The sequence below is a fragment of the Neobacillus sp. PS3-40 genome, assembly GCF_030915485.1.
Taxonomy (GTDB): domain Bacteria; phylum Bacillota; class Bacilli; order Bacillales; family Cytobacillaceae; genus JAUZPL01.
In genome coordinates, this window is the sequence record NZ_CP133266.1 from 3,843,054 (window position 1) to 3,856,369 (window position 13,316).

Annotated in this window: 14 protein-coding genes; 12 read left to right on the plus strand and 2 right to left on the minus strand. The window is 36.6% G+C overall.

Going from position 1 to position 13,316, the window contains the following annotated elements; all coding sequences use genetic code 11:
• Positions 1 to 264: 264 nt before the first annotated feature.
• Entirely contained in the window at positions 265 to 744 is a 480-nt protein-coding gene (locus RCG20_RS18765) for a DUF6530 family protein (protein WP_308181656.1), read from the plus strand.
• 615 nt (positions 745 to 1,359) lie between these two features.
• On the opposite strand, the gene lexA is transcribed toward RCG20_RS18765, so the two are convergent.
• On the minus strand, positions 1,360 to 1,983 hold the full coding sequence (lexA, locus tag RCG20_RS18770; RefSeq protein ID WP_308181657.1) for a transcriptional repressor LexA: 624 nt from the start codon (positions 1,981 to 1,983) through the stop codon (positions 1,360 to 1,362).
• Positions 1,984 to 2,138: 155 nt separating this feature from the next.
• On the opposite strand from lexA, the gene RCG20_RS18775 reads away from it, so the two are divergent.
• From RCG20_RS18775 to RCG20_RS18810, 8 genes are all read left to right on the plus strand, one after another.
• Complete coding sequence (locus RCG20_RS18775; protein WP_308181658.1) at positions 2,139 to 2,462, plus strand: cell division suppressor protein YneA; 324 nt, start codon at positions 2,139 to 2,141, stop codon at positions 2,460 to 2,462.
• A 30-nt stretch (positions 2,463 to 2,492) separates the two neighbouring features.
• Positions 2,493 to 3,140: a YneB family resolvase-like protein gene (locus RCG20_RS18780; RefSeq protein ID WP_308181659.1), complete on the plus strand. Its 648-nt coding sequence runs from the start codon at positions 2,493 to 2,495 to the stop codon at positions 3,138 to 3,140.
• 101 nt (positions 3,141 to 3,241) lie between these two features.
• Positions 3,242 to 3,478 carry a DUF896 domain-containing protein gene (locus RCG20_RS18785; RefSeq protein WP_308181660.1) on the plus strand — a complete coding sequence of 79 codons (237 nt, stop codon included), beginning with the start codon at positions 3,242 to 3,244 and terminating at the stop codon, positions 3,476 to 3,478.
• Positions 3,479 to 3,705: 227 nt separating this feature from the next.
• Positions 3,706 to 5,712, plus strand: a complete 2,007-nt coding sequence (gene tkt / locus RCG20_RS18790; protein ID WP_308181661.1) for a transketolase — start codon at positions 3,706 to 3,708, stop codon at positions 5,710 to 5,712.
• A 248-nt stretch (positions 5,713 to 5,960) separates the two neighbouring features.
• A complete protein-coding gene (sirA, locus tag RCG20_RS18795; protein ID WP_308181663.1) occupies positions 5,961 to 6,404 on the plus strand; it encodes a sporulation inhibitor of replication protein SirA in 444 nt (147 codons plus the stop codon).
• 73 nt (positions 6,405 to 6,477) lie between these two features.
• Positions 6,478 to 6,702 carry a YneF family protein gene (locus RCG20_RS18800; RefSeq protein ID WP_308181664.1) on the plus strand — a complete coding sequence of 75 codons (225 nt, stop codon included), beginning with the start codon at positions 6,478 to 6,480 and terminating at the stop codon, positions 6,700 to 6,702.
• 331 nt (positions 6,703 to 7,033) lie between these two features.
• Entirely contained in the window at positions 7,034 to 8,785 is a 1,752-nt protein-coding gene (locus RCG20_RS18805; RefSeq protein WP_308181665.1) for an ABC transporter transmembrane domain-containing protein, read from the plus strand.
• 1 nt (position 8,786) lies between these two features.
• Positions 8,787 to 10,577, plus strand: coding sequence for an ABC transporter ATP-binding protein (locus tag RCG20_RS18810; RefSeq protein WP_308181666.1), 1,791 nt, complete (start codon positions 8,787 to 8,789; stop codon positions 10,575 to 10,577).
• 295 nt (positions 10,578 to 10,872) lie between these two features.
• On the opposite strand, the gene RCG20_RS18815 is transcribed toward RCG20_RS18810, so the two are convergent.
• Entirely contained in the window at positions 10,873 to 11,052 is a 180-nt protein-coding gene (locus tag RCG20_RS18815; protein WP_308181667.1) for an aspartyl-phosphate phosphatase Spo0E family protein, read from the minus strand.
• Positions 11,053 to 11,327: 275 nt separating this feature from the next.
• Here RCG20_RS18815 and RCG20_RS18820 point away from each other — a divergent pair, with 275 nt between their 5' ends.
• The 3 genes from RCG20_RS18820 to RCG20_RS18830 all read left to right on the plus strand — a co-directional run bounded on the left by RCG20_RS18820 (position 11,328) and on the right by RCG20_RS18830 (position 13,197).
• Positions 11,328 to 12,035, plus strand: coding sequence for a cytochrome c biogenesis CcdA family protein (locus RCG20_RS18820; RefSeq protein WP_308181668.1), 708 nt, complete (start codon positions 11,328 to 11,330; stop codon positions 12,033 to 12,035).
• 163 nt (positions 12,036 to 12,198) lie between these two features.
• Positions 12,199 to 12,558: a response regulator gene (locus tag RCG20_RS18825; protein ID WP_308181669.1), complete on the plus strand. Its 360-nt coding sequence runs from the start codon at positions 12,199 to 12,201 to the stop codon at positions 12,556 to 12,558.
• Positions 12,559 to 12,720: 162 nt separating this feature from the next.
• The gene (locus RCG20_RS18830) at positions 12,721 to 13,197 is read left to right on the plus strand and encodes a CcdC family protein (RefSeq protein ID WP_308184398.1); all 477 of its coding nucleotides are present in this window, start codon (positions 12,721 to 12,723) and stop codon (positions 13,195 to 13,197) included.
• Positions 13,198 to 13,316: the final 119 nt, after the last annotated feature.

Consider the following 13,316-nt stretch of genomic DNA (forward strand, 5'->3'; position numbering starts at 1 on the left):
CCTCATTTAAGTATAAATATAAATATATCAGCGAAAATTTATGATATATCGGCGAAAATCCATTTTTATCGGCGAAAAGATACAATATATCAGCGAAAAACCAATTATATCAGCGAAACCCTTTAGAAAAAACAGTTTGATAAAAGAACGAAATTCAACTAGACAGATGTATTCTATTTACATTATGTTTGCAAAATGTTAAATTTTATTTGTTTACTTAGTAATTTACTGAACTACTAAGTAATAACAATTTGGAGGTTAAAAATGAAAATACCAACTACTTTAAAACATAAACCAGTTATTGTTTCCGATAATTATGAAAATATTGATGGCAGAAATGCTTATAATACCGATGCAAAAGGCCTTTCTTTAGGATTGGCACAGTGGAATGATCGGGGCAAGGTTGATATTTCAGCAAAAGTATGGAGGCACACAGGAGAAAAGTGGTCGAGACAGTCTGAGGAATTACCACTACATCGAGTAATTGATCTTGCCCTACTGGTATGCAGAACAAAGCTTCATTTTCGGGATGCTTATCGCTTTGAAAAGTTATATGATACCGAGAATCCAATTATAGATAGAGTGGGCTTACAGGGTGATGCCATGACGGTTGCAGTTTGTACAGACAATGAAAAAATTGATGAGGATATTAAATTATTCAGTCAAGCCCTCAGTGATGATGACGAGCTAATTAGTGAACGTTTGCGAACTTTATCAAGACTTTTAAAAGAGATGGGATATTAGGGGCAAAAGGGTATCGAACCAGTTTTTTACTGCTATGAGCAACGAAAGAATTCTCGATTACAAGATTTCGACAAGTTGGAAACAATCAATTTTCATTTAGGTTGGTGTTTTTTTAAAGGGATTTTGATGAAGAACTGTTTTCATGTTTTTCAACCGAAAATGGTCTTTCATAGCCTTGATGAAGGACCGTTTACTTGTTTTACAACTGAGAAAGGTCCTTTATAGCCATGATGAAGGACCGTTTTCATGTTTTACAACTGAGATAGGTCCTTCATAGCCCAGATGGAAGGCCGTTTTCATACATTTCAACCGAGTTTCGGCCTTCACCTCTTATTGAACCTGAAATTAGATTGAGAAAGCGTAGTAATTTGTATTTTATATTATCCCCCAAACCAATCACTCGATAAAACACAACCAATATTCTCGCTCTTCCTAAAAATTATTCCAGCCAGTTGATTTACCTTTGTGAATTTCAGAAATAAGCGCTATAAAACTCTTTGTACCAAAATAAAAAATGCACACGAGATTTCAAATACGAAATCTCGTGTGCATTGCTTTACTATTAAATGGTTTGCAACTCTGTAGCAAACCTGTTAGTAATTCCTGGTTCTTGTCCTAATGAATTTGACGGTAAACACCAATGACTTTTCCTAAAATGGATACGTTTCGTAATATAATGGGTTCCATTGAAGAATTTTCTGGTTGAAGACGAATGTAATCTTTTTCTTTAAAAAATCTTTTACATGTTGCTTCGTCGTCTTCGGTCATTGCAACAACAATTTCCCCGTTATTTGCTGTTTGTTGTTGTTTTACAATGACATAATCTCCGTTAAGGATTCCTGCCTCAATCATACTTTCACCCATGATTTCCAGCATGAAGACTTGTTCATCCGAAGGTGCAAGCCTTTCTGGAAGAGGAAAATATTCTTCAACATTTTCAATAGCAGTTATAGGAAGACCCGCTGTAACTTTCCCGACAATTGGAACATTTACCACGTTGTTTCGTGGAATATTTGTTGCTTCATCAGCCTCTAAAATTTCAATTGCCCGCGGCTTTGTAGGATCGCGTCTGATCAATCCTTTACTTTCAAGTCTAGCTAAATGGCCATGTACAGTTGAACTTGATGCAAGACCAACAGCTTCTCCAATTTCGCGTACGGATGGTGGGTAGCCTTTCTTCTTTACCTCGCCTTTAATAAAATCAAGGATATCCTGTTGTCTCTTTGATATCTTTGTCATGATTGTTGCACCTCACCTGGTTAATGTTGTCTCTATTATAACATGTTCCCCAATTTGATACAAACATAAGTTCGAATTATTGTTGACATAAAACAAATGTTCGTATTAAAATAAGAGTATAAAAGAGAACGTACATTCTGATTGGAGTGTTAATAATGAGGAAATTGTGGAAACACTATTCATATGCTATGATTCTTATCGGTTTAAGCTGTATTTCAGCGGTAATACTATCAATTCATTTTCATTCGTTTGACAAAGATAAATATGTAAAAGTGACGATAACTGAAGGAGATTCTCTTTGGAAGATTGCTAATGTTTATTCAAAAGAAAAATCTCTTTCAAATGAAGAGTTTGTAACATGGGTGAAAAAACATAATAGTATTCAGGGTGATCAAATTTTCCCTGGTGAAGAAATAGTGATTCCAATTAGCAAACAAGAGTCAGTCATGAATGAATTAGCTAGTGCGGCGACTGAATAGTCCAATTTAGAAAGTGAGATAGAAATAGTTATGAAGGCAATAATCTATTGCAGAGTCAGTACAAACAAAGAGACTCAAGAGTCATCATTGCATAGACAAGAAGAAGAATTGATCCAGCTTGCAGCAGAAAATCAGTTTGAAGTAGTTTCTATCATTAAAGAGCAAGCAAGTGGATATGAGCTTGAGAGGGAAGGAATCCTTCAATTATTAGATTATGTGAAAGAAAAACAGGTGCAGGCCGTATTGATTCAAGATGAAACAAGGCTTGGGCGGGGGAATGCAAAGATTGCTTTGTTGCACTGCATCTTAAAAGAGGGCATTAGTCTATATAGTATTGCGCATAACGGGGAACTGCAACTGTCTGAATCGGATTCTATGGTTCTGAAAATTGTAAGTATGGTTGAAGAATATCAACGTAAACTTCACAATATTAAAATAAAGCGGGGAATGGTCCGAGCAATTAAGAATGGATATAAGCCTGAGCGTAATCTGAAAAATCTAGGTGAACATTCTGGGAGAGATAAGATTGAGGTTCCAATTGCTGAAATTGTGCGTTTAAGAAAAAATAAATTAACATTTGCTGAAATTGCTAGCACATTAAGGGGCTTTGGCTTTGAAATTTCAAAAGCAACTGTACATAGAAGATACCAGGAATATATGGAGCTAGAGGAAGAGTAGAGAGTTTTTCTTGCAAGAGGACCGTTTTTTTAGTACAATCAATTGTCATATTGGAAATTGAAGTTTATCATTCAACGATCTCTGAAAGGAGGATGTAAAGCATGCTCTCAAAAGATAAAATGGCTCGAATAAATGAGCTAGCAAAAAAAGCAAAAGGAACTGGTTTAACCGAAACAGAAGCTAAAGAACAATCGAAGTTAAGAAGTGAGTATTTGGCAACATTTCGAGCTTCGATGCTGAATACCCTTTCCTCTGTGAAGATTGTTGATCCGGAAGGAAACGATGTTACACCGGAGAAAGTAAAAGCTATGAAAAAGAAGAATATACATCTTCATTGAGATTAAGGGATACATATTTGTATTCCTTTTTTTACATAAAGAATAAATAAAGGGTAAAAATAAAGTAAATGTGCAATTTTCTAGATTTTATGAAAAAAATTTTCTCTTATAATTGGGGAAAATGCTACTTTTTTTCTAACAATTGCTCAATTAGTTGAATTAATAGCCGTAGAACTATAATATTATGGTTGTAATGTTTATCCATAGAACCAGGAAGGATGTAATTTATGTTTACTAATCTTGATGCATTATCAGTAACTTCTATTCGTACACTTTCTATTGATGCAATAGAAAAGGCTAATTCAGGACATCCCGGAATGCCAATGGGTGCAGCACCGATGGCTTATACTTTATGGACTCGTTTTATGAATCATAATCCTAAAAATCCACATTGGTTTAATCGTGACCGTTTTGTATTATCAGCAGGTCATGGTTCAGCTCTTTTATACAGTCTTCTGCACTTATCTGGTTATAACTTATCCATTGATGATTTAAAACAATTCCGTCAGTGGGGTAGCAAAACTCCAGGACATCCGGAATACCGTCATACAGAAGGTGTTGAAGCAACAACTGGACCACTAGGACAAGGTATTGCGATGGCTGTTGGAATGTCTATGGCAGAACGCCATGTTGCAGGTGTTTATAACAAAGATAATTATGAACTTGTAAATCACTATACATATAGCATTTGTGGTGATGGTGACTTAATGGAAGGTGTCTCTGCTGAAGCTGCATCTCTTGCGGCACACCTTAAATTGGGCCGTTTAGTTGTTTTATATGATTCAAACGATATCTCTCTAGATGGTGACCTTTCTAAGTCATTCTCTGAGAGTGTTAAGCAGCGCTTCCTTGCATACGGTTGGCAATATATTCGTGTTGAAGATGGAAATAATCTTGAGGAAATTGCAAATGCACTTGAAGAAGCTAGAGGCGATTTAGACCGTCCAACAATCATCGAAGTAAAAACGGTAATTGGTTATGGTTCTCCAAACAGAGCAGGAACTTCAGGTGTACATGGATCACCACTTGGTAAAGATGAGCTAAAGCTTACAAAAGAATCATATCAATGGTCATCCGAAGAAGATTTCTTTGTTCCGGAAGAAGTATATGCAAACTTCCAAAAACTCATTGTTGAAAATGGGATGAAGAAGGAAAAAGAATGGAACGATCTATTTGCACAATATAAGCAGGAATATCCTGAGCTTGGAAACCAGCTTGAAAAAGCGTTGAGCAACGAACTTCCTGAAGGCTGGGATAAAAACATTCCTGTATATAATGAAGGTAAAAGTATTGCTAGTCGTGCCTCATCAAGTGAAGTATTAAATGGTATTGCTAAGAATTTACCAATCCTTATTGGTGGTTCTGCAGACTTAGCTGGTTCAAATAAAACATTGATTAAAGATGGAAAGGACTTCATGCCTGGTTCATATGAAGGCCGCAATATTTGGTTTGGTGTTCGTGAATTTGCAATGGGTGCAGCAATGAATGGTATCGCGCTCCATGGTGGTGTAAAGGTATTTGGAGGAACATTCTTCGTATTCTCTGATTACTTACGTCCAGCAATTCGACTCGCTGCCCTTATGGGAACACCTGTAACATATGTATTTACACATGATAGCATTGCAGTAGGAGAAGATGGACCTACCCATGAACCAGTTGAACAATTAGCAGCACTTAGGGCTATGTCCAACCTTTGCATTATTCGTCCAGCAGATGGAAATGAAACGGCAGCTGCTTGGAAGTTAGCAATGGAATCGACAAACAAACCAACTGCACTCGTGTTAACTCGCCAAGACTTACCTACGATTAAGGATACGGATAAGAATGCATATGAGGGAGTTTCCAAAGGTGCTTATGTAATCTCACCTGCTGAAAAGAGTACTCCAGACGCTTTAATCCTTGCAACAGGTTCAGAAGTGGGACTTGCAGTTGATGCTCAAAAAGAATTAGCAAGTGCAGGCATCGATGTATCTGTTATCAGCATGCCTTCATGGGATCGTTTTGACGCTCAACCAAAAGAATATAAGGATTCAGTTCTTCCAAAACAAGTGAAATATCGCCTTGGAATAGAAATGGGTTCTTCACTTGGCTGGCATAAATATGTTGGAGACGAAGGTGATATTCTTGCCATCGATCAATTTGGTGCTTCTGCACCTGGAGAAAAGGTCATGGAAGAATACGGCTTCACTACTAAAAATGTTGTCGCACGTGTTAAAGCATTATTACAGAAATAAAGTTCATGAAAAAGAACGAGGCTGCCTCGTTCTTTTTCATGAAGTGATTCTCCGTTTTTAATGTCTAGTTTTGGGTTCTAAAGACACTATTATTTTAGTTAATAGACGAGTGCCATTCATTTTTCTATCTAATTTGTGAGAAATTTTTGAATTCGACAAGAAAAGTGAAAGTTTTCGCCACCAAAAGACAGAAGTTTTGTGATCTATTTCTTATAATAGGCACAAAGGGTTCCTATGGGGGAGAGATCATGGTGAGAAAATATCAACTATATTTGATAGAGGATGAATTTGCCGCCCATTACTTCGGAAGAGAGCGTATGTTTTTTCAGTTATTTCAGGAATACGAAGCCTCAAATGGAGAGCTAAAACAGATTACAAAAAAGCAAATTGCCTATATAACCAAACATCTTCAGATTTTAAAAATTCATCAACTTATTCAAAAACAGCTTGGAAAAATAAGAGGATTTAAGTCAGAACATGGTACATATACCATAGAATTAAGCGGAAAACTAAGTACAGCTACACTTGAAGTGCATGAAAATAGGGTATTAATAGAAGCGAATGGTAGCTATGAAGCCGAAACTGCATTTTTTGAGGTGCTTAGAAAGTGTGAATCATCCTTTTTGGCAGTTGATTTGGAGAATGAACGATTTGGCTGGTTAAAGCCAATTAAAGAAAGAAAGTTTGTCTAATTGAAACGAGATATTGAATAATGACGCGGTTTTTAGTACACTGTATGTTAGACAACATGAAGGAGGAAATTTAATGAGTGTAGGTATGACTATTCTAGTTGGTGTACTAGCATTAGTAGCTGGTATAGCACTAGGATTTTTCATTGCTCGTAAATATATGATGAGCTATTTAAAGAAAAATCCACCAATTAATGAACAAATGTTAAAAATGATGATGATGCAAATGGGTATGAAACCTTCGCAGAAGAAGATCAACCAAATGATGTCAGCAATGAATAAGCAACAACAAACAAAATAAGTTGGACAAGCACTCATTATGGATGAGTGCTTTTTTCATGTCTTGAAAAGGGATAGAGCAATTCAACAGCATTATCTATTTCCTAATTAGGTTGGGAATAATACTTTTGTAAAAAATTCTGCTTTGTTCACTCTGATGAAGTAAGTTAGATACTTTAGTAAATGGTTAATTCTTAAAGCTCTTTATCTGACGATTAATTTTTTCAACGTCACCTGTTTTAAATCTTCCCTATTTTTGAAATTTCTGATAAAATAAAAATTCGGAATGCGAAATTGTTATTTGTTACCAGTGTTTACATGATGTGAAGTAGATCGTGTTCGGGGGTATCTATATGAAAATATTTTTCGATTTAGGGTGGTTTTTTAAACAAGAGCGGAAAGCTTATTTAACAGGAATTATTTTATTATTATTTGTGGCGTTGCTTCAGCTTGTTCCTCCAAAAGTCATTGGTTTTTTAGCAGATGATATGAAGAATGGAACATTAACAAGTGGTATCCTGACGAAATGGGTTCTAGTCCTAGCTGGTACAACACTTTCGATGTATTTCTTTAGATATTACTGGAGAATCATGATTTTTGGTTCGGCTATCAAATTAAGTAGATTGTTAAGGAACCGTTTGTATCACCATTTTACCACTATGTCGCCAGCTTTCTATCATAAATACCGAGTTGGAGATTTAATGGCACATTCAACAAATGATCTTCAGGCGATTCAGCAAACTGCAGGAGCAGGGGTCTTAACATTAGTTGACTCCCTGTCAACAGGTGGGTTTGTCATTGTCACGATGGCTGTTACGATTAGCTGGAAGCTAACATTAATTTGTCTGATACCGATGCCAATTATGGTAATCTTGACAAATTGGTTTGGGACGATGCTACATCGAACCTTCCATAAAGCACAGGAGGCTTTTTCTTCTTTAAATGACAAAACCCAGGAAAGCATGACAGGGATTAAGGTAATAAAAACCTTTGGTCAGGAAAAAGAAGATATTGAAGATTTTCGAAAGCAATCAGAGGATGTTGTTCAAAAGAACATTGTCGTCGCAAAAATTGACTCCCTATATGATCCCACGATTTCCATAATTGTCTCCATATCATTTTTTCTAGCCATAGCTTTTGGTGCAAAATATGTGTTGAATAATGAGCTTTCAATTGGCCAGTTAATTTCATTTACGGCTTATCTTGGATTATTAGTTTGGCCAATGCTTGCCTTTGGATGGCTATTTAATATTGTGGAACGGGGCCGGGCTTCATATGACCGTGTCGCGGCACTCTTACGTGAATCAGCAGAAATAATCGATCATGAAGATGCTCTAGATGTAGTTCCAAGTGGAGATATTCACTATAAAATTAAACACTTTACATATCCAGGAGAAGTGGAGCCTGTATTGGGCGATCTAGATTTTATTTTAAAAAGAGGAGAAACACTAGGGATTGTAGGGAAGACGGGGGCAGGGAAAACAACCCTCTTAAAACTATTGATTCGTGAGTTCGAAGTTGTCCATGGTGATATTTTCTTTGGTAGCAAACCAATACAAACCTATAAAGTTGAAAAATTAAGAGGAGCAATTGGCTATGTTCCACAAGATCATTTTTTATTCTCGGCAACCGTTGCCGAAAATATAGCCTTTGCAGATCCTACAGCGTCAAAAGAAAAAATTAATGAAGCTGCTAAGCTTGCTAACATCCACACCGATATCTTGGAGTTTACTGATGGCTATGAAACGGTTGTTGGCGAACGAGGTGTGTCCTTATCAGGAGGTCAAAAGCAAAGAATATCGATTGCTAGAGCACTATTAATGGACCCTGAAGTATTGGTGCTAGATGATTCGTTATCTGCAGTTGATGCCAAAACGGAGGAAGCAATCCTGTCAGCCTTGAAGGAAAATAGAAACGGGAAAACAACGATAATTACTTCCCATCGTCTAAGTGCCACCCAGCATGCAAATCTTATTCTTGTTTTAGAAGATGGCAACATAGTTGAAAGAGGTACACATGAACAACTAATGAATTCTGGTGGTTGGTATAAGGAAATGTATTTACACCAACAGCTAGAAGAGCTAGTGGAGCATGGAGGGGTATAAAATGGAAAAAACCGCTCAGTTGTCGGATAGGGAACAAAAGCAGATCTTTTTTCGCCTGCTTTCCTATACCAAGTCACATAAGAAAAGGTTGCTGCTAGCGTTTTGCTTTCTTCTTATCACAACATTAGGAGATATCGTTGGCCCTATCCTTGTGAAAATTTTCATCGATGATCATTTGACACCAGGAAAACTTGCTTTTAAGCCACTCTTGATTCTAGGCTCGGGATATATGGGAATTCAGGTGGTTAAATGTGTAATTATGTTCTTTCAATTAGTTGAATTCCAAGAAATTGCTCTAAAAATTATTCAACAACTTCGAATCGATGTTTTTTCAAAAGTACAGTCACTTGGGTTAAGCTATTTTGACAAAACGCCAGCAGGAAGTATCGTTTCAAGGGTCACAAATGATACGGAAGCTATCAAAGATATGTTTGTGACGGTTTTAGCGACATTTTTACAAGGGGCATTTTTGCTTATCGGAATATTCATTGCCATGTTTATTTTAAACGCGAAGCTTGCCTTGTTTTGTATTGTCCTTATTCCGTTTATTTTGTTTGTCATGAATCTTTATCGAAAGTACAGTTCGAAATTTTATCTTGATATGCGTGAGCGTTTAAGTATGCTGAATGCGAAGCTGAGTGAATCCCTTCAAGGAATGGCAATTATTCAAGTATTACGCCAGGAAAAACGCCTCCGTAATGAATTTGGAGAAATAAACGAACAGCACTATCAGGCGGGAAGGAAGAATATTAAAGTCGACAGTTTGCTATTAAGGCCAGCTATTGACCTTATTTATGTTTTTGGCTTAATTATCGTTTTAAGTTACTTTGGAATCACGACATTTCATCATTCCATCCAAATTGGGGTCCTTTATGCATTTATTAATTATTTAGATCGTTTTTTCGAACCGATCAACCAAATGATGATGAGGCTTTCGTTATTTCAACAAGCGATTGTGGCGGGATCAAGAGTATTTGCATTGCTAGATGAACAGGAGCTAGCGCCTATTCAAACCACGAGTAACACAGAAATAATCAACTATGGAAAAATTGAATTTAAGGATTTAAGCTTTTCGTATGATGGCAAGCGCGATGTTTTGAAAGATATTTCGTTTACGGCTAAACCTGGCCAAACGATTGCCCTTGTTGGCCATACGGGAAGTGGAAAGAGTTCAATTATCAATTTGCTAATGCGCTTCTATGAATTTGAACAGGGCGACATTTTAATTGATGATGTATCGATTCGATCATTTACAAAAGATGAGCTCCGGTTGAATTTGGGATTAGTGTTACAAGATCCATTTTTGTTTTATGGAACGCTAACGGATAATATTCGTTTGTATGATCTTAACATGTCGGATGCACAGGTTGAGGAGGCCGCAAAGTTTGTTCAGGCACATTCTTTCATCGAAAAGCTTGATGGTGGATATGATCATAGGGTGGTGGAGAGAGGAGCAACTTTTTCAAGTGGTCAAAGACAATTAATTGCTTTTGCACGAACTATCGCCGCAAACCCGAAAATTCTAATTCTTGACGAGGCAACAGCAAGCATTGATACAGAAACAGAAGAAGCAATTCAAACAGCATTACAAAAAATGAGAAAAAATCGCACGACAATTGCGATTGCCCATCGGTTATCAACCATCCAAGATGCTGATTTAATCCTTGTTCTTCATCAAGGAAAAATTGTTGAACGTGGCACTCACCAAGAGCTACTTTCCTTGGGTGGGTTATATCATAAAATGTACCTTTTGCAAAACCAACAGGGAGTTAGCAGTACATCAGTTTGTTGATGATTAATTACAAATTGTCACGATAAAGAAAAAACCTGGAATTTTTTCCAGGTTTATTTTAGCTAATCAGAATTTATATCCATAAATTCTGATTGCGCATAAGGGTAACTACGCCTAATCATCGCCCTTGGGGGCCAGCCAATCGGTGAGTTTTCTTTAAGGAGCTGCAATATTATTAAAGTATTTTTCATAAATTTTGCTTTATGTGCGACGGAGTGAGGACCTAGTTAGGAGGGTGTCGCAGGACATGGGCAGTAAGAATGCGAGGCAAGGATAGCTCACCAGGCCGTCGCCCTTAGTGATTTGCCAATTGGTGAGTTTTCTTTATATAAAAACGTTGATATTCGTTTAAAAGATGATCAAGTTCTTGACTGTAGCGAATTGCAATTGATGAACTCAGACCATTAGAGATCGCAGCTTGAATTAATTCTGCCCGCTTTAACTCTATTACTGCAAGCAATTCATGTTTAAGCACGTAGATTTTCCTTTCTGGAGAAACCCTATAATTCTAAAAGAATTACCAAAAAACTAGTATCTTTAGTTTTTTACTAGTATAGCCTAACTTGGGAATTAATTCAAAGATTTTACAATATATTTCTATTGCGAAATGGTATAAGTAACCTAAAAATCTAATAAAATCATAGTGTAGACAAAATAGTTTGGTGACACAAAATATTCATACCGGCTATTATCTTTTAGTCAAAACTTTTGTTAAAATGTAAGAATAAAGACTAAAGTAGGAGTGTTAAAATGTCTGATGTAAATGTGTTTTTAGCATTCGGCGCAGGATTTTTAAGCTTTATTTCCCCTTGCTGTTTGCCACTGTATCCTGCATTTCTATCGTATATAACTGGGATGTCTGTCGGAGAGTTAAAGAGTGATAACGCTATGCTACAAAAGCGCAGCCTTTTGCATACTCTATTTTTCTTGATCGGATTTTCGATGATTTTCATAGCAATTGGATTTGGAACAACCTTTATAGGGAGTTTCTTTCGCGAATATCAAGACTTGATTCGCCAACTAGGCGGAATCTTTATTGTCCTTTTCGGATTAATTATTGTAGGCATTTTTAAACCTGAATTTATGATGAAAGATCGTCGCTTTGAGTTTAAACACCGTCCATCAGGGTATGTTGGATCTTCCTTAATCGGGATGGCATTCGCTGCAGGCTGGACACCATGCACTGGACCAATTCTATCATCTGTTATTCTACTTGCTGCATCTAAACCAGGTTCAGGTGTTTTATATATGCTTGCCTATTCACTTGGTTTTGCCATTCCGTTTTTCATTTTATCTTTCTTTGTTGGGCGGATGAAGTGGATTCGCAAATATAGCGGGATCATCGTTAAAGTCGGTGGTTATATTATGATCGTAATGGGTATCGTTCTCTTTTTTGATTGGATGACGAAAATAATCACTCTATTCCAAGGAATGTTTGGTAACTTTACAGGATTCTAAATTAATTTTTTTAAAAAATAGTTTAGGTGTGTGTTGTTTGTTTGAAATTCACTTTAAAATTTGCTATATTTAAATTTGCGACTTTGTAAAATAGTTTATTATTTTGTGAAGCTACTTGTTGAAGGTTAACCGCACATAATCGAAGGTGCTAGGGGGAAATACGGTGGCAAAAATAATGATTGTGGACGATGCAAAATTCATGAGAACCACTTTAACTAATATATTAATAAAAGCAGGCCACGAAATTGTTGGAGAAGCAGAAAATGGAAAAATAGCAGTCAGTTTATACCGAACAACCCAGCCAGATTTAGTGACAATGGATATCACCATGCCTGAGATGAGTGGGCTTAAAGCAACACAAATGATAAAAAGTGAATTTCCAGATGCTAGGATCATCATGTGCTCAGCTATGGGTCAGCAAAAAATGGTCGTCGAAGCAATAGAAACGGGCGCTAAAGATTTTATCGTTAAGCCTTTTGATGAAAATAGAGTACTTGATACAATTAATAGGGTATTAAAATAATAGCCATTTAGGAGTTTCCTATAATGGTTTTTGACTTTGTGGGTAAAAATAAGTTATTATGGTGTAAATTCCCTATAAACAACATGTGCATATTATTAATTATTTTCATTTTTTTTGATATAATGAATTCGAAACTAAATTAGACAAGGAATGAATGATGATATGAATATGGTTATTGCTTCTTCAATTGGTGCTGCCTGCATGGCAATTCTTGTCTTGTTCGTGCGCTTGAAAGCCGCCAAGAAACCTGCAACTGCAAAAAAAATCGTCTTGCCTCCTATTTTTATGTCGAGTGGGGCAATCATGTACTTTATCCCAAAATTTCGGTTAACGCCGATGGAAATTCTAGAAGCAGTTATAGTTGGTATGCTTTTCTCGATTTTCTTAATTAAAACATCTACATTTGAAATCCGGGAAAAAGATATTTATCTGAAACGCTCAAAGGCATTTGTTTTTATCCTAATCGGCCTCTTAATCATCCGGATTGCAGCAAAATCAATCCTAAGCGCGACCATCGATTACGGACAATTAAGCGGAATGTTCTTCCTACTTGCCTACAGCATGATCTTACCATGGCGCGTTGCCATGTATGCCAATTTCAAGAAGCTGTATAACCAGCTTCATGAGATAAGGGTATAAGAAAGTTGAAGCACTGATCCTTTTTTTGAGGTCGGTGCTTTTTGTTTAGGCTGGTTATGTGGTGCTTGTTGGGGAAAAGAGTACTTTTCTTGGAATAAAAGAGGTAAATATTTGTTTAT